Here is a 21578-nt window from a genome sequence, read left to right as displayed (position 1 = left end):
TCTAGGCAGGCCTTCAACGATGCGATGATTATACGTCCGGTCATGATCGCCGTGCACGGCAGAACATGATCCTATCGCTAGCGAGCCCACGCTTGCAGATGTAAAAGTTGACGCCCTATTCTTGCCTTAACCGGCCACATGCGGCAAGCTGCCGCAATGAACAATAAATCAACGCGATTCTCTATCGGAAAACTGTGCCGCATGCGCGGCAGTCGGAAAAAAATGGCTTTTCATACAGCCTCCCTGGCCGGCAAGAACGCCATGTCGGCGTCATGATGCAAACATTCCACTACGGCGCCTCCGAAAGCCAGGTTGGCGATCTCTACATGCCTGCCTTGAGCATGCCGGCAGTCGTCTGTCTGCTGCACGGTGGTTTCTGGCGCATGCCGTATGGGCGCGAAGAGATGTCAGCCATCGCTGCCGATCTTGTTTCGCGCGGCTTTGCGGTGTGGAATATTGAATACCGCCGAATCGGCGGCCCGGGCGGCGGTTGGCCCGGTACGCTGGAAGACGTTGCGGCGGCCATCGATCACCTCGCCGTACTCGCCGCCGGCGAGGCCAGCCTGGATCTTCGCCGCGTTGCCGTCGTCGGACATTCGGCAGGCGGCCACCTGGTGCTGTGCGCTGCCGCACAACGCGCCGAGGCAGATGCAAGGTTTGCGCCACGCAAAGTCTTCCCGACGGCAGTTGCCGGGTTGGCCGCCGTGGTCGACCTGCACGCAACGTTCACCCTCAATTCCGGAAACAATGCGGTGAGCGCGCTGCTCGGAGGATCTCCAGGCGAGCACCCTATCCGTTACGCGCAGGCATCGCCACTCGGCTTGGTTCCTCTGCAGGTGCGACAGTTGATTCTCCATGGAACAGAAGATGACGCCTTGCCGGTCGAACAGTCCCGCGAGTATGTGAAAGCCGCCCGGCACGCGGGTGACAGCGTGGACTATGTAGAACTACCCGGCATGGGCCACATGGAATACCTCGACCCCGCAAGCGAAGCGCACGATGCGCTATGCAAGTGGCTCAATGTTGTGCTCGCGAACCCGGCCGCCTGAAGCGGACGTGGCCCAATCAGCGCAAGCGATTCGTGTGCGCTCAGCATGAACGCACAAAAAATAGCCCCAATCGCTTGGGGCTTGTCGTTCTCGTTTCTATTTTTTCGCCGCTGTACGCCGCTCCCAGAAACTGGCATTCTTGATGCCAAGCTTGACGGGGTCGAACGTGATGGGGCCACCCGCCTTTAACTGGGCTTCGTAGTCGCGCAGGCACAGCATGGTGGGCTTGGCCATGAAGAAAATAATCAGGATGCCGATGATGTTAATCCACGCCATGATGCCCACCCCAATATCGCCGAGATTCCAGATGTAGCCCGCGCTATTGATCGTGCCGTAAGCCACCATCGCCATGATCACCAGTTTAACGGTGACCAACGGTATGCCACGCTTGAGAAAGCGGTTCAGGTAGGCGATGTTGGTTTCCGCAATATAGTAGTAGGCAATGATGGTGGTGAAGGCGAAGAAGAACAGCGCCACCCCGACAAATACCGGACCGAAGCCGCCGAAAGTACTCTGCAAGGCCATCTGGGTAAATGCCGCCGATCCTATTTCGGTGGCGGCCGGCAGGTTTTGCACGATGAACTGACCGGCAGGCAGCGTGCCTTGGACGTTGTACTGACTGGTGATCAGGATCATGAGCGCCGTTGCAGTGCACACCAGCAGGGTATCGATGTAAATTGAAAACGCCTGCACCAGCCCCTGCTGGGCAGGGTGTTCGGTTTCCGCTGCCGCCGCCGCATGGGTTCCCGTACCCTGTCCCGCTTCGTTGGAATAGACACCGCGCTTGACACCCCAGCCCATGGCAGCGCCAAAGCCGGCCTGTGCCGTAAAGGCATCCGAAAAAATCAGGCTGAAGACGCCCGGCAGCTTCTCGATATTCAATCCGATCACGATCAAGGCCAGGAGAATATAGCCCAGCGCCATGAACGGGACGACGAATTCGGCAAACTGCGCAATGCGCTTGATTCCGCCAAAAATAATCACCCCCAGCAGCGCCAGAATGACGCCCAGGCCGATCAGTTTATAGGTCCCGACCGGGCCCAGAAACGTGTCGACCATGTCGCCGTTGCCGAAGATCTGGGTAACGGCATTGCCAACGGCATTGGCTTGCACACCGGGCAGGAAGATGCCGCACGCAAACACCGCCGAGATGGCAAAGGCGATGCCCAGCCAAGGCCAGCCCAGGCAACGCTCGAAGAAATAGGCCGAGCCGCCGCGGTACTGGCCGTCCTCTTCCACCTTATAGAGCTGGGCCAGGGTCGACTCGGCATAGGCCGTGCTCGCGCCGAGGAAAGCGACGACCCACATCCAGAAAACCGCACCGGGGCCGCCGAAACCGATGGCAGCGGCGACACCGGCGATATTGCCCACGCCGACCCGGCCGGAGAGCGACACCGCCAGGGCCTGGAACGATGAGATGCCGGAATCGGTGCTCTTGCGTTGGAACAGCAGGCGCACCATTTCATTGAAATGCCTCACTTGGGCAAAGCGGGTCTGGATCGAGTAAAACAAACCGGCACCGAGGCAAAGGTAAATCAATCCCTTGCTCCAGATGATGCCATTCAGACTGTCGATAAAACCTTCCATGTGAACCTCTTCTGGTACGTGTGAAAGCTTCACTCCCGCGCTGCTGGCAGGGGGAGCATCAATTGACAACCGGGAGCAGGCGTGTCGCTACCGGCCTTGGGCGATCGTCGGGCGTAGCAGCCACCCAGACATGCGCGTTTGCATTTTAAGTGATTAGTGGCAAGAAGGACATGCTTGTCGTCGCCGAAACGAGCTTCTGTGGAGCGCCGTCATCCCGGGACGCCTGCCCGCGATTTGCGACGGTAACCCTGTTGTAGCAAACCAATCCGGCATGCACTGCCTTAACTTTTATCAACAAGCTCCCTGTCGGAGAATCTTACACTGGACCACTGAGTTGACTATTGGAAACAGATTCCCGCATCACACAGGCGGGCCTTCCGCCCCGGCAATGCTTGGCGGCCACTCTGCAGGATCAGGACATGCATCCGACACCGAACCACCCTCTTCGCCCCGCGCTAGCCGCCGTGTTCGCTACTGCGCTGGCCAGCACGGCCCCGCTAGCCGTGGCCAACCCCGACCACCAGCAAGACCTGAACGCGCTGCCGATCGAGCAACTGCTGAACCTGGAAATCATCACCGCCTCCAAGTTCGCGCAGAAAATCAGCGAAGCGCCCTCGTCGGTGTCGGTAATTACCGCGGAAGACATCCGCCGCTTCGGCTATCGCTCCCTGGCCGACATCCTGCGCAGCGTGCGCGGCGTCTACGTGACCGACGACCGCAACTACAGCTACGTCGGCACGCGCGGCTCCGGCCGTCCTGGCGACTTCAATACCCGCCTGCTGATTCTGGTCGATGGGCGCCGCCTCAACGACATGGTGTTCGACCAGGGCGCCGTCGGCACCGAGTTTCCCATCGATGTCAGCCTGGTCGAACGGGTCGAATTCGTGCCCGGACCGGGATCGGCCATGTACGGCAGCAGCGCGTTTTTCGGTGTCGTCAACGTCCTCACCAAAACCGGCGCCGCGCACCAGGGCACCACGGTCAGCGCCAGCGCCGCCAGCGCCGGCACGCGCAAGGCGCGCCTGTCGACCGGCTTTGCGCGCGCCAACGGCATCGACCTGCTGCTGGGCGCTTCCTGGCTCGAGCGCAAGGGAAGCGACCAGTATTTCCCCGAATACGACGACGCGGCCCACAACTTCGGCGTGGCCCGCAATCTCGACCATGACGGCTACAAGCGCGCCTTCGCCAAGCTGTCATGGGGAGGTATCGCGGCCAGCGCGTATCTGGGCCGGCGTACCAGGGGCATCTCGACCGCGTCCTACGGCCAGCAGTTCAACGATCCGCGCAGCCGCACCATCGACGAGTACGCCTCCGCCAGCGCCTCCTGGCAGGCGGCGCTGAGCCCGACCCTGGAAGTGCATGCCGGCGTCAACCTGCACAGGTACCGCTACCAGGGCACCTATATCTACGTGCCCGACAGCGCAACCGTCAACATCGACGCGGCCGAGAGCCGTACCGTGGCGTCCGAAGTACGCCTGCTGAGCACGGCATTTCGGAACCACAAGATCATCGCCGGCGCCGAGTACGCCAGCGACGGCAAACGCATGCTGAGCAACCACGACCTGGATCCGTACAGCTTTTCCCTGCTCACCGACAGCCCGAAAAAACGCGCCGGCGTGTACCTGCAGGACGAGTTCCGGCTGGGCGAACGGGTGATCCTCAATGCCGGACTGCGCCACGACCACGATGACGAAGGCGGCGGCGTGAGCAATCCGCGCATCGCCCTGATCGTCAAGGCCGCCACGCATACCACGCTCAAGGCACTGTACGGCACCGCCTACCGCTCCCCCAATGCCTACGAGCGCTACTACGCCACGAACACGGGTTTCAAACTCAATCCCGCCCTCAGGCCCGAGCACATCAAAACCTATGAACTGATCGGGGAGTATTTTCCATCAGAAAATTTCAGGGCCAGCGCCTCGGTCTTCCAGTACCGCTTCACCGACCTGATCGCCCTCACCACCGATCCGGTCGACTGCAGGCTGGTCCAGTCGAACATCGATTCGGCCCGTTCCAAAGGCGCCGAGTTCGAGGCGGAATGGCTGCGCGATGACGGCAGTTCGCTCAAAACCAGCGTCAGCCTGCAGTACGCGCACAACGGCGCCAATGGCGAATGGCTGAGCAACTCGCCGCGCCAGCTGTTCAAGCTGAACTACGCCAAGCCGTTCCGGCGCGATACCCTGCGCGCCGCGCTCGAGTACCAGTTCACCAGCCGCCGCCGCACCGCAGCGGACGGCCGCATCGGCGGGTTCGGTCTGTTCAATGTCACCGTACTGGGCCACCCCATGGGCAAGCACCTGGAGCTGTCCGCCAGCATCTACAACCTGCTCGACAAGCGCTACGCCGATTCCGCCAGCGAAGAGCACTACGACAGCAGCAGCCCGGCCCGCTATCTGAATGCCATCGGCCAGGATGGACGCAGTTGGCGCCTGCAGGCGAGCTACACCTTCTGATATGCGCCTGCGCCCCGCTTCCCTCCGCGCCGCGTGGCTGGCCGGCACAGTGCGCCGGCGGCATTGCTGCGCCCTCGCCCTGGCCTTGCTGCTGCCCGCTTCCGCCCAGCCCCAGGCCCCGGCGGCCGCGGAATACGCGGCGAAAGCGGCATTCATCTACAACATCGCCTTGTTCAGCACGTTTCCGAATGCGCAGGCCAAGCTGATCAGGCTATGCGTCCTCGGGCGCGATCCGTTCGGCAATCTGCTCGCCAGCCTGGAGGGCAAGCCGCTGGGCGAAGCGAAGATGACGATCGCCTACCCACGCTCCGGCCAAGACGCGCTCAAGCAATGCCAGATCGTCTTCATCAGCGCCTCCGAGAGCGACACCGTGGCCCTGCTGGCGCAGTCGGCGCGCCAGGAAGGCGTGCTCACGGTCTCCGACGCGAAGGGCGCGGCGCGCATGGGCATCATGGTCGAGCTGGACGTCGAGGACAAGCGCATCGCCTTCGAGTTCAACGCCGAGGCGGCGCGCGCCGCCAATATCGCGCTCAGTTCCAAAGTGCTGCGCCTCGCGCGCGCTGTGTATTGAACCAACGAAACGGACCCATCATGAAACGCCCCTGGCCTCGCCGCCGCAGCCGCACACAAACCCTGAGCACCAAGCTCAAGTGGGCAAACCTGGTCACCAGCGGGACCGTCATCCTGCTCTCCACCCTGTTCCTGCTCGGAATCCAGACCTATTTCTTCACGGCGTCCCTGATACGCCAGACCCAGGCGCAAGCTGCCATGGGCAGTGAAAACATGTCGGCCGCCATGCTCTTCGGCGACCAGCACGCCGCCGACGACATCCTGGCCGCCCTGCGCGTGGTGTCGGATGTGCAGTCGGCCGTGGTCTACGATAACGCCAACAAGCGCTTCGCCAGCTACCTGCGCGACGCCGGGGCGGCCCCGGTCGCGCTCAAGCACGACAGCGGCAGCGGCTACGCCCTGTCGTACCGCCACGTCACCGTGGTCGAGCCGCTGATGGTCAAGCGCCAGCGGCTCGGCACCCTCATCGTGCAAAGTTCGCTGGACAACGTCTACCGCCAGCTCGCGTTCTACCTTGCGCTGACCATTCCCGTCATGCTCGCGGTGCTGGCCATCGCCCATCTGGTGCTGTCGCGCCTGCAGCGTTTCATTACCGAGCCCCTGCGCGCGCTGTCGGACACGAGCGCGCAGATTTCGCGCCTGGGCGACTACGCGATCCGCGCCGAGGTCAGCTCGCTGGCCGATATCGGCATGCTGTCGACAGCGTTCAACACCATGCTCGACCGCATCCAGAAGCGCGAGAGCGAACTCGAGGCCGAGATCGCCGAGCGCAAGCGGGTCGAGGTCAAGCTCGACCGCCTTGCCCACTTCGATAATGTGACCCAGCTGCACAATCGCCACTACTTCAACGACCGGCTCGAAGCCGTCATCGCGCGCGCCCAGCACTGCCGCGAGCGCGCCGTGGTGATGTTCATCGACCTCGATAACTTCAAGACCGTCAACGACACGCTGGGGCACGATATCGGCGACGAACTGCTGCGCCTGGTCTCGCGCAGCCTCACCGAAACGGTGCGCCCCGGCGACGCCATCGCCCGCATCGGCGGCGACGAGTTCGCCATCATCCTGGAAAACGTCCACCAGATCGGCGACGCCTCGATGGTGGCCGAAAAGTGCCTGCTGCGCATTGCCCAGCCGATCGCCATTTCGGGCCACGAAATTCACATCAGCGCCAGCATCGGCATCAGCGTGTATCCGGACGATGCATTGACGATGCACGAGTTGCTCAAATACGCCGACAGCGCCATGTACTACGCGAAAAACAGCGGCAAGAATGCCTACCGGCTGTTCACGCACAGCATGCAGGAAGACGCGCGCAAGCGCTTCACGCTCGACAACAACCTGCGCCGCGCGCTCGAACGCAAGGAATTCGTGCTGCACTACCAGCCCCAGATCGACTTGCGCAGCGGCGCCATCTGCGGCGCCGAGGCCCTGATCCGCTGGATCCATCCGGAACTCGGCCTGATCAGCCCGGCCGATTTCATCCCGGTGGCCGAAGATACCGGCATGATCGTGGCGATCGGCGAATGGGTGCTGCGCGAAGCCTGCCACGAACTGCGCAGGTGGCATGACGCTGGTCACGGCGTGCGGATGTCGATCAACCTGTCCGGGCGCCAGCTGAGCGAGGAAGGGCTGGTCGCCTCGGTGCTGGCAATCGTCGACGACAGCGGGATCGACGCGCGCTGGCTGGAACTGGAACTGACCGAAAGCATGCTGATGGATGCCTCGGCCAGCGTGATCGACAAACTGCATACGCTCAAGCGCGCCGGCATCGCGCTGGCCATCGACGATTTCGGCACCGGCTACTCTTCCATGAGCTACCTCAAGACATTTCCGGTCAGCGCGCTGAAGATCGACCGCAGCTTCGTGCGCGACCTGCCGCACAGCACCGAAGACGCCGCCATCACGAAGGCCATCATTGCCATTGCCCGGAGCTTGAAAATGGAAACGGTTGCCGAGGGGATTGAAACGCCGGAGCAAGGCGAATTCTTGCGCGCAAGCGGATGCGACAAGGCGCAGGGCTATTACTACGGCAAGCCGCTGCCGGCGGCGCAGATGCGCGACTTGCTCATGCGCCGCGAGCAGGAGGCGGCCGAGCCGGCCCTGCCGTGCGACGCTTGACAGATGATGGCCGCCCGCGCCTGCACCGCGGCGGCCATCGTCGTCAGCGCGCGGGCATCGGCATCAGTGCGTTGTTGAAGATCGATAAGCCTGCTCGCAGGGTGGACCGTAATAAAGCCAAGTCCTCGTCAGACCACGCCGGCCACATCCATACCACGCCCAACCCTATTAAAAATTGCATACATCTTTAGGAAATGCATATACCTGTATGTACATTTTAGCTGATAGCATCCTTTTCTTTGCATTTCAATAACACAAGTAAGCCCATGTCGTGGCCTGCTTGCCAACCATCCGGAGCTACGCCAGCCATGACCGAATTCCCCGTTTCCGACGCGTCGATACGTCTATTTCCCGCACGGCGCCTGGCCGCCCTGGCCGCGTCCCTCGCCATTCCCTTGGCGTTGATGGCCAATCCCGCCAGCGCCGCCAATTGCTCAGCGGGCGTGACCAACGGCGGCTTGTACAGCGTCGTCAACGCCGCCTCCGGCAAAGCGCTCGACATCGTCGCCGGCTCGACCCAGGGCGGCGCCGAAGTGCAGCAGTGGGGCTACGGCGGCAGCGCCAACCAGCAATTCTATCTGCGCGAGGCCGGCAACGGTTACTGGACCATGCAATCCAAACAGAGCGGCCTGCTGCTCGACGTGCTGAACCTGTCCGTCAACGATGGCGCCAGGATCATCCAATGGAACGCCACCGGCGCCCACAACCAGCAATGGCTGCTCAAAAAATCGACCAGCGGCGGCTACAACGTCGTCGCGCGCCATTCGGGCAAGTCGCTCACCGTGGGCGATAGCAACAGCGGCTCGCGCGTCTACCAGGCGATTGATACCGCCGGCGGCCAGCAGCGCTGGTTCTTCAACCCGACCAACGGTTCCTGCGGCGGCCCCGCACCGGACGGCTTCGCGGCCCAGCGCGGCGCCGACGGCTTGAGCACCACCACCGGTGGCGGCAACACCGCCCCCATCACCGTGACCTCGTGCAGCGCCCTGTCCAGTGCCCTGACATCGAAATCCGCCGCGGTGATCCAGATTCCGGCCGGCGCCACCATCGATTGCCGCACCGCCGTGCGTTCGGAAAGCACCTGCGCGGTCGCCTGCCCGGCTTACCAGGATCCGGGCAAGTACACCTACCGCGTTCCGGTCGGCACGCAGACCTGCAAGGAACTCGGCTCGGCCAAGGAAAGGCGCTACATGCGCCCGCGCGATGAAAGCAATATCTGGGTCGGTTCCAACAAGACCCTCGTCGGCCTGAACAAGGATGCGCGCATCATCGGTGCCTCGCTCATCGTGCGCGACGCCAAGAACATCATCATCCGCAACCTGGCCATCGAAAACATCAACCCCGGCCTGGTCGAAGCGGGCGACGGCATCACCATTACCAAGTCGAGCCACGTGTGGATCGACCATGTGCGCTTCAACAAGATCAGCGACGGCCACGTCGACATCCAGGACAGCAAGAACATCACCCTCAGCTGGAACCGCTTTGACGGCACCAACGAGGCTGTCTGCGGCAACCAGCACCACTACACCAACGCGTTCAGCAACTCGCAGGTGACCTTGCACCATAACTTCTGGAACAAGACCTCGGGCCGCAATCCGAAGCTCATGGGCGCGGCATCCCGCACTCACCTGTACAGCAACTACTGGCTCGACGTGCCCTACTTCGCTATCGCCGCCGATGACTTTGCGCAAGTAAAGGTGGAAGGAAACTTCTTTGCCAACACGGCCAGGCCGCACTGGAATGGCAGCAACGGGCTGATCGATGCCAACATCGCCTCGAACCGCTACACCGGCAAGTCGGAAACCGATGTGGAGAAGGATACCGGCGCCAAGGTGTTCGGCGACACGGTGCTGTTCCCGTATAAGCTGGACAACGTCGACAACCTGCCGGCCGCGCTGACCAGCGGCACCGGCGCACGCTGATCCGCAGTCCGGCTGGCGTGGCCGGGGCGCTCGTGATACCGTTGCCGCTGTTGCCGGCAACGGTATTGACCAAGGACCCCGATTGCACCAGCGCTCGCCATTCATCCCCGCCGACAAACACGACCTGGACGCCGTGCAGGCCGCCATGGCGGCCGGCTGGCCCGCCGTCGCCCCGGTCGTGCCCGATTTGCTGGTATGGATGCAAGACCTCAACTGGCCGGTGGCGAAAGAGCTCGCACCCTTGCTCGTCAGCCTGGGCGCGCCGCTCGCGCCGGCCATCAGGCAGATTCTCGATGGCGACGACGGCATCTGGAAACATAACCTGATTGACCGCGTGGTGGCGCGCTCGCCTGCCCTGCTGCAGGCGCTGGCCGCCGACCTGCACCGCCTCGCCGCCCACCCGACCGCGTCGGACCGCGCCGAAGAAGTCGACGTGGAAGCGCGCGAAGCCCTGCTGCTCCTGTAGCGGCGGCACCGCCGGTGCGCCATGCGTGTGGCCGGCAGCCCAGATTGCACGTGACAGGAGCCGCCGCGCCCGTCATACTTCTTTCCGAACCAATAAGATTGCCCGTGCAGCAGCCGTATTCACCCAACAAAACACAGACGCTCCTCTGCGCGGGAATGCGATTTTCCCAACATAAAGCACAGACGCAACAATGACGACGAACTGGTCACTTTTTCACAAATACGCCGGCACCAAGCCACGACAGTTTGTCGAGGTGCGCGACCTCGGCACGGCAGTCTGGAGCGCCACCGGCATGGCTGAAACCTGGGGTACCGACACCCTCGATGAACTGGCCAGCCCGGCCGCCGCCCAGGCGCGCTACGCGGCCCTGTGCGCCGACGCCGTGGCCGCCGGCTTCACGCTCACGCGCCAGGCCAATGTCGACCTGAACCGGCTCGATGCCGCCCTGCTGGCCAGCGAGATCCGCGACGGCGCCCGCAACGCCTTCAACGCCATGCGCGCGGCCCATTCGGACCAGACGCTCAACGCCTTCGCCCTGATCAGCGACGACAGCGCCATGACGATCGTCCCGCTCGCCAATAGCGTGGAGGCATTGAACGAGGACGGTGGCGGCGACGATATCCTGTGGAACCCGTCGGAATGGTCGTTCTTCGAGGAAGGCGCCTGGCTCGACATCGCCTACCGCATGATCCTGCCCTACCACCGCGATCTTCCCAACGAGGTCGACATCGACGCACTGCGCGCATGGGTGTTCGGCGCCTGCAGCGCGGCATTGCAGCAGCTGGCCGACGAAGGCCTGTTCGGCAGCGCCGCCCAGCGCGATGCGGTGGCGCTGCTGTTTCACGTCACCGATGGCGACGGCGGCGACGACGTCATCGAAGAACTCAACACGCCGGCATCGTTCCGGCGTTACGCGGCCTGGCGCGCCACCTGGGACAAGCGCTAACGCCGCCTGCCCCCCCAAAGCGCGGCATAAGGCCGTCCAGCAAGCAATCACAGACGAAGAAAATCTACCGCGCCAGCACGCGGCCGGTCACGCTGGCGCTGCGCGCGCCCGGAACGGACGGATCGTAGTCGAAGCGGCAGGATTGCACGTAATCGATCGCTTCGGCCACCATCGCGTCCGGCTGGCTGCCGGCCTCGGCGGCGATGCGCCATGGCACGCCGCCCGCGCCCACCATAAAGCGCAACAGCACCCCGCTGGCGCTGGTCGGCGCCGCATCGAATGGGGCGAAGCGCGCAAAGCGCGGGGAATCCCGACAACTGCCTGCGCGCATAACCGGCGTGACGCCGGCCTCGCCATCGAGCTTCCAGTCGAACTGCATCGGATACGCTCCGGCACGCTGCGCCGGGTCCAGGCCGGGCTTGAAGCGGCACGCGGCAATCCCGGCCAGGGCGGCGTCGTCGAGCATTTTCCAGCCGCTCGTGCGCAGCAGGCGCGGCTGCACCACCGCGCCGTCCGGCCCGATCGCAAACGACAGCGTGGTGCTGCCCTGCAGGTCGTACAGCAGCGCCTCGCGCGGCCAGAGCGGCGCCGGACAGGCGCCAGCTCCCGCCAGCAGATGGCTGGGAAAAGCCGGCACGGCCGCAGCCGGAGACGGCGCGGGCTTGTCCGGCACCTGCGCCACCGACGCGGCGGCGGCGGCGATGCACACGCCAATGACTACTTTTCTGTTCAAATCATTCCACCCGATAAGCTGTGACGGGGCGCAAGCGACCTTGGTACACTTCCAGCGTAAACAACGATACCACGACGATACTGACTTCGACGGCGCCGGCAGCCGGCCTGCAACGTGGTCCTCCGCCCACAAACAGCGCTGCAATTTTCACATATTTGCCATCGATGCATCGTTTCTTGGGTACAATAAATACATCCTACAGTAAATTTAACACGGCAAAACGCATGGCGGTACTAAAATCAGCGGCAATCCGGCAGCGCGAAGAGGCCCCAGCTTGCTAGACGGCCGCCTGTCCCTGACCACGCCCGAGGGCGTGAGCCTGCAATTGACGCCCGCCGGCCCCTATCTGCGCGCGGTCGCCTGGATGCTCGATTTCCTGCTGTGGGCCGTCGTGTGCTTTCTGCTGCGCCTCGCCATGCCAAGCGGGAAACTCGGCGAAGGCATTTTCCTGCTGCTGCTGTTCGTGACCTACTGGGGCTATCCGATCATCAGCGAAGTGTATTTTAACGGCCGCACGGTGGGCAAGCGTGCCGTCGGCCTGGAAGTGGTGCGCAGCGACGGCCTGCCGGTCGGCTGGCGCGAATCGACCCTGCGCAATCTGCTGCTGGTGGCCGACTTCCTCCCGGTCATGTACGCAACCGGGCTGGTGTGCATGATGTTCGACCTGCGCTTTCGCCGCCTGGGCGATATCGTCGCCGGCACCCAGGTCATCTATTACGAAAAAGCCGTGCCGCGCGCCACCCCCTTATTGGCCCATCCGCTGCCGCTGCCCTTCCCTCTCAGCCCCGACCAGCAGCGTACCCTGGTCGACCTGTTCGAGCGCGAAGCGCGCCTGCCGCTCGACCGCATGGCCGAACTGGGCAGCATCGCCGAACCGTTGACCGGCGTACGCGGCACCGCGTCGGTCGAGCGCATGCGCTCTTATGTGGCGGGCCTGACCAAATGAAGCAAGTTCAGTTTGAAGCCGACAATGCCGCTCTCTGGACCGAGATCGGCGCCATCCTCGACGGCAGCCAGCAAGACCAGCGCGCGCTGCCGGCACTATACCGGCGCCTGTGCCAGTGCCTGGCGCTGTGCAGCCAGCGCGGCTATTCGCCCACCCTGACCGATCATCTGCAGAAAATGGTCGGCGCCTGCCACCGCCGCCTGTACGGCACGGTCGTCGAGCGCCCCACCACCCTGATGCGCTGGATGCTGGTCGACTTTCCCTGCCGCGTGCGCGCCGAATGGCGTTTGCTGCTGATCACCTGCCTGGCGTTTTTCGGGGTGGGCCTGGTGGTCGGCCTGCTGGTCTGGTACCAGCCGCAGTGGGCGTACAGCTTCGCCTCGGCGCAACAGCTCGACCGGTTCCGCGAAATGTACCAGCCATCGCGCATCCACGTCGGGCGCGGCGGCAGCCAGGGCGACCTGATGATGTTCGGCCACTACATCTGGAACAATGTCTCGATCGGTTTCCGCAGTTTTGCCGGCGGCATTTTCGGCGGCATCCCGGCCTTGATCAGCCTGGGCCTGAACGGCCTGCACCTGGGCGTGATCGGCGCCTGGCTCAGCCGCGACCCGACCACCGTCCACCAGTTCTGGTCGTTCGTGATCACCCATTCCAGCCTCGAAATCACCGGGCTGCTGCTGTGCGCGATGTCCGGCATCCGGCTCGGCCTGACCCTGATCCACCCGGGCCGGCTCACCCGCGCGCACGCGCTCTACAGCGCCAGCCAGACCATGTTCCCGGTGATCGTCGGCGGCAGCCTGATGACCATGTTCGCGGCCTTCTTTGAAGCGTTCTGGTCCGGCTCGGGCGCGATCCCGATCCAGGTCAAGTACGCTGTCGGCGGCACCGGCTGGGCGCTGGTAATCGGATTTTTCCTGTTCGCCGGCCGCGGCAAGCAATAAGGGCCGCCATGCAAATCGACAAACTGCAGATCGAACTGCGCCCGCGCACCAATGCCCAGGCGCTCGACCTCGGGTTCAGCCTGCTGCACTCGCACGCCGGCGCGGCCTACATGGCGTTCCTGGCGCTCTGGCTGCCCCTGGTCGCCGTGTGCGCCGCGCTGACCGTCTGGCTGCCCGGGCTGTCCTGGGCCTGGCTGATCCTGGCCTGGTGGTTCAAGCCCCTGCTCGAACGCGCGCCCCTGTACGTGCTCTCGCGCCAGGTCTTCGGCACCGCCGTCACCTGGCAGGAAGCGGTACGCGCCTGGCCGGGCCAGCTCGGCGGCGGCTGGTTCCGCCTGATTACCTGGGGCCGCCCGATCAGCGCCGGACGCGGCCTGTGGCAACCGGTCTGGCAGCTCGAAGGTGCGCGCGGCGGGGTCGCCAGCGCACGCCGCAGCGCGCTCGGCAAGAATGGGACCGCCTCGTCGGCGGTCTGGTTCGGCGTCGTCTGCACGCACCTGGAAGTGGTGCTGCAGCTGGGCGCCCTCGGCTTCATCGGCATTTTTGCCGCGGACGGGAAGATCGGCAATCCGTTTATGCTGTTTGCCAACATGGTCAGCGACACGCCCGATGTGCTGACCGAGCTGCTCACTCTGGGCGCCTTCGCCTTGTCCACGGCGCTCATCGCGCCGGTCTACACGGCCTGCTGCTTTACCCTGTATCTGAACCGCCGCGCCAGCATGGAAGCATGGGATCTCGAAATCAAGCTGCGCCAGATCAAGCGCCCGCAGGCGGTTCGCGCGCGCGGCGCCGCGCCCGCGTCGGCATTGCTGGCGCTGGCCGGCGCCGGCATGCTGCTGGCGCTGGCCGGCGTTCCCGCGCCGGTCCTGGCCGAGCCTGCCACACCCGGCAAGCCCGCCGCGGCGTCACCGACGCCGGCGCGCCCGCCATGCGAACGGCCCAAGGACATGCGCCTGCCCGACCGCGGTCCGGTGCAGGCACCCGAGCAGGCGCGCATCCGCCAGCAGACCGACCAGGTCTATGCCCACTCCGACCTGCGCGGCTACGAATGCGTGGAAAGCTGGGAACTGAAAGAGCGCGACAAGAAAAAGGACATCAAGAAGGAAGCGCGCAAGCCCTCCTCGTTCGACATGAACCTGATTGCCTCCATCCTCAAGGTGCTGTTCATCGCGCTTGCCATCGGCGCCGTGGCCTGGGTGCTGTACCGCTACCGCCACCATTTCCCGTCCTTCGAGCGCTCGGCCAAGGCGCGCGTGGCCACTGAAATCGGCGGCCTGAATATCCGCGCCGAATCGCTGCCGCCCGACGTGACAACTGAAGTGCGCGCCCTGTGGGCCCGCGGCGAACAGCGCGCCGCCCTGGCCCTGCTGTACCGCGCCACCCTCTCGCGCCTGGTCACGGAAGATGCGCTGGCTCTGCGCCAGGGTGATACCGAGGGCGACTGCCTGCGCCTGGCGCGCCAGGCCGCGCAGCGCCAGCAGCTCTCTCAAGCGCGCCTGGAAGTGGCCATCAGCGCCACCTCCCTGTGGCTGGGCGGCGCCTACGCCGCGCGCTGGCCGCACGACGACACCCTGCTGGCCTGCTGCGCGGCATGGGATGCGCAGTTCGGCGCACTGCGGGAGACGGCGGCATGAACGACAACCTGAAAAGCTTCCTGTCCGTGCTGGCCCTGGTGGCCGTGGGAGCCTCGGCAACCTTGTGGTGGCACGACATGATGGAATTGCGCTGGGAAGCGCGGCGCACCATGTCCGAGGCGGCGCGCAAGGACCGCATGCTGGCCGCCACACGCCTGTTGCAACAGAACGGCCGGGTCGTCAACAGCGTCGGCTCGCTCGGCGAACTGATCTTGCCCAAGGTCGGGGGCGGCACCATGATCCTCAGCGGCGCATCGGGCACGGCGCTGCCGGGGCAGGCGCAGGAAATGCTCGACTGGGTGCGGCGCGGTAATACCCTGATTGCCGAACCGCGCTCGCTGACGTCCGCCGAAAAAGCCGCGCTCGCCGCGCTGGATCCGTCCAGCGAGGAGAACGACGAAGAAATCGAGGACGAGGAAGAAGAAGTCGAAGAGCCCAAGCCGGCCGCCGCTCCCGCCAGCGCGCAGGGCAAGGATGAAGACAAGCCCAAGGATGATGAGGACGAGGAAGAGGACGAAGAGGAAGACCACACTCCGCCCGAGCCGCCTGCCCGCTCGTATTTCACCGCCGTAGCCCACGACAACAAAGACCCGCTCACCGACCGCTTCGGCGCGCGCGTGCGGCGCGACGCCAAGGCCTGCGAATGCCGTACCGAGCCGGCCGCGAAAGACAAGGACAAACCGGAAGCGATCGCCGCGGCCCGGCGCGAGCGCGACAAGACCGTCAGCCGCCTGATCCTGCCGGGCAAGAGCTATCCGCTCGAACTCGACGGCGGCAAGATGGAACTGGTCAGCCTGCCCAACGCCGTCGCCCCGCTCTGGAGCGACGACGATGGCGGCGCCGTGCGCGTCTACCGCGAGGGCAAGGGCCAGGTCGTCCTGGTGACCAACGATTACTTCAGCAACTACATGCTCGACGAGCGCGACCACGCCCAGCTGCTGCTGGCGCTGACCGAGCTCACGCCCGGCCGGAACGTCACCATCGTGCGCAACCTGAATGTGCTGCCCTGGTACAAGGCCCTGTGGCGCAATTACAACCTGTTCCTGATCAGCCTTGCGGTCGGCGTGGCGCTCATGTTCTGGGCCGCGGTGCGCCGTTTCGGCCCGATCATCCCCGCGCCGAAGGCCGAACGGCGCTCGCTGCTCGAACACATCGACGCCAGCGGCGCCTGGCTGTGGAAGGCCGATGGCGGGCGCCAGGTGCTGCTCGACGCCGCGCGCGAAGATACGCTGGCCCTGATCCGGCGCCGCGCCCCGGCCCTGTTCCGTTTGCCCGAACCCCAGCTGTGGGCGACCCTGGCGCGCGACTGTTCGCTGCTAGATGCCGATGTCAGCGAAGCGCTGCAGCAGGACGCCGCCAGCCATGTCACCCGATTCACCCGTCAGATCCGCACTCTTCAAGAACTGAGAAATCACTATGAACGATAGCACCGCCACCAGCGCCGCACCCGCCATCACGGCCGACCGCCTGAACCAGGCGATCGGCATTGTCCAGCGCATGCGCGAGGAAATCCGCAGCGCCGTGATCGGCCAGCAGACCGTCGTCGACCAGGTCCTGGCCTGCTGCCTCGCGGGCGGCCACGTGCTGATCGAAGGCGTGCCGGGCCTGGGCAAGACCTTGCTGGTCAAGGCCCTGGCCAAGACCTTCGCCGGCGACTTTTCGCGCATCCAGTTCACGCCCGACCTGATGCCGGCCGACGTCATGGGCCACGCCGTCTACGACATGAAGAGCCAGTCCTTCAGCGTGCGCCGCGGCCCCGTGTTCGCGCACCTGCTGCTGGCCGACGAAATCAACCGCGCCCCGGCCAAGACCCAGTCCTCGCTGCTCGAGGTGATGCAGGAGCGCCAGGTGACGATCGAAGGCGAATCGCACCAGCTGCCGCCGCCGTTCATGGTGCTGGCCACGCAAAATCCGCTCGAAAACGAAGGCACCTACCCGCTGCCGGAAGCGCAGCTGGACCGCTTCCTGATCAAGGTGCGCATCGATTATCCGACGGCCGACGAAGAAGAGCAGATGCTGCGCATGGTCACGCGCGACCGCGTCGGCGACGGCCTTGAAGTGAGCCAGGTGGCCACCCTGGTCAAGCCCGACACCATCGTCGCGCTGCAGCAGCTGGTGGCCCGCATCCGGGTCGACGACGCCGTTGCCGCCTACGCCGTGCGGCTGGTGCGCGCCACGCGCGACTGGCCCGGCATTGCGATCGGCGCCGGCCCGCGCGGGTGCATCGCGCTGGTGCGCATGGCACGCGCCATGGCCCTGACCTCGGGGCGCGACTACGTGACCCCGGACGATATCAAGGCCGCCGCGCTGCCGGTGCTGCGGCACCGCATCGCCGTCTCTCCCGAAAGCGAACTCGATGGCCTGAGCAGCGACGAACTGCTGCTTGGGCTGATCGAAGAAGTCGCCGCTCCGCGTGGCTGACGTACTGACCCCGTCGCGCACCCTGCTGCTTGTGGCCGGCGGCTGGACCGTGCTTGGCCTGGCGGCCAGCCACGTCGAGGCACTGCTGCCGCTGTGGCAGGGAGCGGGCCTGGCCGCGCTGGCCGTGGCCTGCGTCGACGCCTGGATCTCGCGCAAGGCGCCGCTGCTGCGGGTCGAGCGCGAACTGGCCGGCGTCTGGCCGGTCGGCACCTGGAACAAGGTCACGCTCAAGCTGCACAACGAGGGCGCCCGTCACGTCGCCCTCGACCTGTACGACGACTATCCCGCCACCTGGGCCATGGAAGGCCTGAGCCACCGCAGCCAGATCGCGCCGGGCGCGTATGCCGCCGTCAGCTACAGCCTGTGCGCCGACCAGCGCGGCCCGGCCAGTTTCGGGCCGGCCCACCTGCGCGTGCGCTCGCCGCTGCGCCTGTGGCAGCGCGTGCACCGCATCGGCGCGCCGAGCACCATCAAGGTCTTCCCCGATTTCTCCAAACTGCTCGGCCACACCCTGAGCGCGACCGACCGCCGCGCCCCGGCGGCCGGCGCCATCCGCAAGCGGCGCCGCGGCGAAGGCACCGACTTCCGCCAGCTGCGCGAATACCGCGACGGCGACAGCATGCGCTCGATCGACTGGAAAGCGACCGCGCGGCGCCAGAAGCCGATCACCCGCGAGTATCAGGAAGAGCGCGACCAGCAGGTCGTGTTCCTGCTCGATACCGGGCGCCGCATGCTGGCGCGCGACGACACCACCACCCACTTCGACCACGCGCTCAACGCCGTGCTCACGCTCGGCTTCCTGGCGCAGAAACAGGGCGACGCGGTCGGCCTGATGACCTTCGGCGGCGAGACCCGCTGGGTGGCGCCGCTCAAGGGCCGCAACGGGCTCGATCGCCTGCTCGGCGCGGTGTACGACGTGCAGCCGTCCGAAATGGCGCCCGACTATCTGCAGGCGGCCACCAATCTGCTCAACCGCCTGAGCAAGCGCGCTTTTGTCGTCATCATCACCAACCTGCACGACGAAGACGACACGGCGCTGCGCTCGGCGTGCGAGCTGATGTCGAGCAAGCACCTGGTGATCTGCGCCAGCCTGCGCGAAAAGGTCATGGACGGCGCGCGCAGCAAGGCGGTCGACACCTTCCCCAGCGCCCTGCGCTACAGCGCCACGGTGCACTACCTGCAGCAGCGGCGCGAGGCCATCCGCCGCCTGGGCATCCGCGCCGAGCGCCTGATCGACATCACGCCGGACCAGCTCAGTGCGGCGCTGGTGAACCGCTACCTCGACATCAAGGAAAGCGGGCAGTTGTAAGCGCGGTGGTGTTTTCGGACCACCGCTGCCGGGCCGCGCGCCCCGGTTAGTTGAGCGGCTTCGGCGCGGCCGGGGCTGGCGCCTCGGCGGGGATCTCGCTGTCGGCGCTGGCGTCGCCGGATGCCGCGGCAGCGTCATCAGAGGCGGTATCGGCCGGCGCGTTGCGAGCTGAAAAGGGGTCGAAGGTTTTGTCGACCTTGGCGGCCTCGAAGCCCATGATCAAATCGATCCACTTATCTTGCAACTTCAGGATACTCGGCATCGACGCCGCAAAGGCGATCGGGAGGACCCACGCGGCAATCGTCAGCGCTCGCGTGTTCGGCGCCGGCGGCGGGCCGTACTTGTTCGCGCCCTCGCCGCCGCGCCCGAAAACCATCCACAGCCCAAAAAAGAAGTTCACAAGCGGAACCAGGTGCAGCAGCCCAAGCCAGCCGGACAACGCCATATCGTGCAGACGGCGGCGCGTGAGGATGAACGTTGCGGCCAGCGCGGGGATCAGCATCACCAGCCCAAGCAGGCTCATCAAGAGGCTGAACGCCGTCACCAGCAAGGCAATCAGGGCGGTCGTCAAGAGCATGATCGCGATCCATAGGACCATGGAATAAACCAGATAGCGCACGCGGCCGATACGGCCCTTCATGGTCAACATGCGCGGCACATAGGTTTCGCCACTGACCGCACGCGGCGTCATATCGGCCGCGGGTGCGGCGTACAGATGATTCAATTGGAACTCCTTTGAATAGATTGGGGGATAAATTTCTTGTGTGTCTATTTGCATTATCATTAACGTCTGGCCCGGAAAACCTTCAGGGCACAACACGGAGAAAATATGTTCAGTCATGTCATGATCGGCTCAAACGATATTGAACGGTCAAAACAATTCTATGACGCTGTACTCGCAACACTCGGCGTGGGCGAGCCGCTTCATAACAAGGCACATTCCGGCCACGCCCGGCTCTTCTACCGGCACGACGGAAGCATCTTCTGCATTACCGAGCCAATCAATGGCGAAGAGGCGACGTTTGCCAACGGCGGCACCATTGCCTTCAAATGCAGCTCGCCCGAGCACGTGCAAAAATTTTACGAGACGGCGGTTGCCCATGGCGGCGATACCTGTGAAGATCCGCCGGGTAAGCGCGACACCAGCCTGGGCCCCATGTTTCTGGCCTATGTTCGCGATCCGGACGGCAACAAGCTATGCGCTATTCACCGCACCGAGTAAGCGGACACCCCAGGCGCCGCGGCTCAGCCGATATCGAATAGCCGGAAGAGCCCGGTGAACGCCATCACCAGCACTATCCAGGTCCCGGCCGCCACCAGCGTTGTGTTGTCGGCCGGTGGCGGCCCGTAGCGGTTCGGGCCCGCGCCGCCGGGGCGCACCAGCAGAAACCCGACCAGCAAGACGTTGATCGGCGCCAGCAGCAGGATCAGCGCCCACCACCCCGGCTGCCCCAGATCGCGCAGGCGCCGCAGCGTCATCAGCGCCAGCACGGCGGCCACGGCAACCCCCGTCCCAATAAGTAATACCGGCATGACGATGGGCCGTTCGCGCAGGTCGAACCAGCCGATCAGGAACAACACCAGCAGCACCGCCAGGGTCGACGGCACCGTGGCATACACCAGGTAACGCAAACGGCCGATGCGGCCGCGTGCGTCGAACCAGGTCGGCGGATAGGTGTCGCTGTGCTCTTGCACCGGCGTGAGGTCCGATTCTGGGGGCGCGTAGGGATTATTCACTTTTTCACTCCGTTGATCTCGCCCGCGCGGCCATGCGTGGCCGCCAGCGGTATGTGGTGAAACGCTTCGACCACCACGGTTCTGATCCACCTCTGCTGCGTTTTCGAATAAGCCGGCAAGGCCGCGAACATGTCGGTGGCGGGTGCGGCATACAGATTAATCATCGGTCATCCCTGTAAATGTAGTTGGTGCGGCAGGGTCAAGGGCACGCATGCCGGCCTACCTGAGCACCGGCAACATCCTGACCATCGCATACCCCGCCCATAGGGTTCCCAACAGCAGCGGTACCGCCAGCATCGCTCCCAGCTTGACCATCACCGTATTCGGCGCCGGCGCCGGGCCGCGCTTGTTCGCCGTTTCGCTGCCACTCACAATCAACAGGTAGCACCAGACAAAGACATTCACCGGCGGCACCAAGAGCAGCAGGCCCCACCAGCGCGAGTGATTCAGATCGTCCAGGCGCCGCAGCGCCGTGACGACCGCCAGCGCCACTGCCAGCAGCGCCAGCAGCTTGGGCGTCGCGGTTCCCCCCACCGGCGCTCTGCCGCTCAACAGCGCGGACAACCCGAGGAGCATCAATACCGCGTAGGCCGGCAGTATCGTATAGACGAGAAATCGCAAGCGGCCCACCCGGCCGCGCAAGGCAAACAAGCTTGGCTCGTAGGTCTCGTCCAGACCGGCATGCATGTCCGCCACTGGTGATGCGTAAGGATTATTCATCGCTTCTCCATCAATATAGTCGC

20 protein-coding genes are annotated in these 21578 nt (G+C 64.7%); 14 read left to right on the top strand and 6 right to left on the bottom strand.

Annotated features, from left to right (window positions below; all coding sequences use genetic code 11):
- The first annotated feature begins 272 nt into the window (after positions 1-272).
- Positions 273-1049: an alpha/beta hydrolase family protein gene (locus tag RBA40_RS04865; protein ID WP_306646422.1), complete on the top strand. Its 777-nt coding sequence runs from the start codon at positions 273-275 to the stop codon at positions 1047-1049.
- 96 nt (positions 1050-1145) lie between these two features.
- On the opposite strand, the gene RBA40_RS04860 is transcribed toward RBA40_RS04865, so the two are convergent.
- Positions 1146-2669: an alanine/glycine:cation symporter family protein gene (locus tag RBA40_RS04860; protein ID WP_306646420.1), complete on the bottom strand. Its 1524-nt coding sequence runs from the start codon at positions 2667-2669 to the stop codon at positions 1146-1148.
- 386 nt (positions 2670-3055) lie between these two features.
- On the opposite strand from RBA40_RS04860, the gene RBA40_RS04855 reads away from it, so the two are divergent.
- The 6 genes from RBA40_RS04855 to RBA40_RS04830 all read left to right on the top strand — a co-directional run bounded on the left by RBA40_RS04855 (position 3056) and on the right by RBA40_RS04830 (position 11111).
- Positions 3056-5089 (top strand): TonB-dependent receptor plug domain-containing protein, encoded by a 2034-nt coding sequence (locus RBA40_RS04855; protein ID WP_306646419.1) that lies wholly within the window; start codon positions 3056-3058, stop codon positions 5087-5089.
- Between the two features lies 1 nt (position 5090).
- Complete coding sequence (locus RBA40_RS04850; protein WP_306646418.1) at positions 5091-5660, top strand: YfiR family protein; 570 nt, start codon at positions 5091-5093, stop codon at positions 5658-5660.
- Positions 5661-5680: 20 nt separating this feature from the next.
- Positions 5681-7777 (top strand): putative bifunctional diguanylate cyclase/phosphodiesterase, encoded by a 2097-nt coding sequence (locus RBA40_RS04845; RefSeq protein ID WP_306646417.1) that lies wholly within the window; start codon positions 5681-5683, stop codon positions 7775-7777.
- Positions 7778-8085: 308 nt separating this feature from the next.
- Positions 8086-9699 (top strand): RICIN domain-containing protein, encoded by a 1614-nt coding sequence (locus RBA40_RS04840; RefSeq protein ID WP_306646416.1) that lies wholly within the window; start codon positions 8086-8088, stop codon positions 9697-9699.
- Between the two features lie 82 nt (positions 9700-9781).
- Entirely contained in the window at positions 9782-10165 is a 384-nt protein-coding gene (locus RBA40_RS04835) for a DUF5071 domain-containing protein (RefSeq protein ID WP_306646413.1), read from the top strand.
- Between the two features lie 190 nt (positions 10166-10355).
- Positions 10356-11111, top strand: a complete 756-nt coding sequence (locus tag RBA40_RS04830) for a DUF4303 domain-containing protein (protein WP_306646412.1) — start codon at positions 10356-10358, stop codon at positions 11109-11111.
- A 64-nt stretch (positions 11112-11175) separates the two neighbouring features.
- Here the strand turns inward: RBA40_RS04830 and RBA40_RS04825 are convergent, their stop codons facing one another.
- A complete protein-coding gene (locus tag RBA40_RS04825) occupies positions 11176-11844 on the bottom strand; it encodes an energy transducer TonB (RefSeq protein WP_306646411.1) in 669 nt (222 codons plus the stop codon).
- Positions 11845-12118: 274 nt separating this feature from the next.
- Here RBA40_RS04825 and RBA40_RS04820 point away from each other — a divergent pair, with 274 nt between their 5' ends.
- The 6 genes from RBA40_RS04820 to RBA40_RS04795 are packed head-to-tail and all read left to right on the top strand — an operon-like array spanning position 12119 to position 19098.
- Positions 12119-12790 (top strand): RDD family protein, encoded by a 672-nt coding sequence (locus tag RBA40_RS04820; RefSeq protein WP_306646410.1) that lies wholly within the window; start codon positions 12119-12121, stop codon positions 12788-12790.
- Positions 12787-13734: a stage II sporulation protein M gene (locus RBA40_RS04815; protein ID WP_306646408.1), complete on the top strand. Its 948-nt coding sequence runs from the start codon at positions 12787-12789 to the stop codon at positions 13732-13734. The genes RBA40_RS04820 and RBA40_RS04815 overlap by 4 nt, the downstream gene beginning before the upstream one ends.
- A gap of 8 nt (positions 13735-13742) precedes the next feature.
- Positions 13743-15368 carry a hypothetical protein gene (locus RBA40_RS04810; protein WP_306646407.1) on the top strand — a complete coding sequence of 542 codons (1626 nt, stop codon included), beginning with the start codon at positions 13743-13745 and terminating at the stop codon, positions 15366-15368.
- The gene (locus tag RBA40_RS04805; RefSeq protein WP_306646405.1) at positions 15365-16795 is read left to right on the top strand and encodes a DUF4350 domain-containing protein; all 1431 of its coding nucleotides are present in this window, start codon (positions 15365-15367) and stop codon (positions 16793-16795) included. The genes RBA40_RS04810 and RBA40_RS04805 overlap by 4 nt, the downstream gene beginning before the upstream one ends.
- Positions 16785-17789, top strand: a complete 1005-nt coding sequence (locus tag RBA40_RS04800) for an AAA family ATPase (protein ID WP_306646403.1) — start codon at positions 16785-16787, stop codon at positions 17787-17789. Before RBA40_RS04805 ends, RBA40_RS04800 begins: the two co-directional genes overlap by 11 nt.
- The gene (locus tag RBA40_RS04795) at positions 17782-19098 is read left to right on the top strand and encodes a DUF58 domain-containing protein (protein WP_306646402.1); all 1317 of its coding nucleotides are present in this window, start codon (positions 17782-17784) and stop codon (positions 19096-19098) included. Before RBA40_RS04800 ends, RBA40_RS04795 begins: the two co-directional genes overlap by 8 nt.
- A 46-nt stretch (positions 19099-19144) precedes the next feature.
- Here RBA40_RS04795 and RBA40_RS04790 read toward each other — a convergent pair whose 3' ends face one another.
- Positions 19145-19822, bottom strand: coding sequence for a DUF805 domain-containing protein (locus tag RBA40_RS04790; RefSeq protein WP_306646400.1), 678 nt, complete (start codon positions 19820-19822; stop codon positions 19145-19147).
- A 105-nt stretch (positions 19823-19927) separates the two neighbouring features.
- Here RBA40_RS04790 and RBA40_RS04785 point away from each other — a divergent pair, with 105 nt between their 5' ends.
- Positions 19928-20320 (top strand): VOC family protein, encoded by a 393-nt coding sequence (locus RBA40_RS04785; RefSeq protein WP_306646398.1) that lies wholly within the window; start codon positions 19928-19930, stop codon positions 20318-20320.
- A 23-nt stretch (positions 20321-20343) separates the two neighbouring features.
- Here RBA40_RS04785 and RBA40_RS04780 read toward each other — a convergent pair whose 3' ends face one another.
- Genes RBA40_RS04780 through RBA40_RS04770 form a run of 3 tightly spaced genes read right to left on the bottom strand, consistent with a single transcriptional unit; the run spans position 20344 to position 21555 of the window.
- Entirely contained in the window at positions 20344-20835 is a 492-nt protein-coding gene (locus RBA40_RS04780; protein WP_306646397.1) for a DUF805 domain-containing protein, read from the bottom strand.
- A complete protein-coding gene (locus RBA40_RS04775; protein WP_306646396.1) occupies positions 20832-20999 on the bottom strand; it encodes a hypothetical protein in 168 nt (55 codons plus the stop codon). The genes RBA40_RS04780 and RBA40_RS04775 overlap by 4 nt, the downstream gene beginning before the upstream one ends.
- Positions 21000-21054: 55 nt before the next feature.
- Entirely contained in the window at positions 21055-21555 is a 501-nt protein-coding gene (locus RBA40_RS04770; RefSeq protein ID WP_306646394.1) for a DUF805 domain-containing protein, read from the bottom strand.
- Between the last annotated feature and the right edge of the window lie 23 nt (positions 21556-21578).

This window comes from Massilia pseudoviolaceinigra (genome assembly GCF_030846505.1).
GTDB classification, from domain to species: Bacteria; Pseudomonadota; Gammaproteobacteria; order Burkholderiales; family Burkholderiaceae_D; genus Telluria_A; species Telluria_A violaceinigra.
Note: the sequence above shows the minus strand (reverse complement) of the source record. Positions and strands in the feature narration are given on the sequence as shown.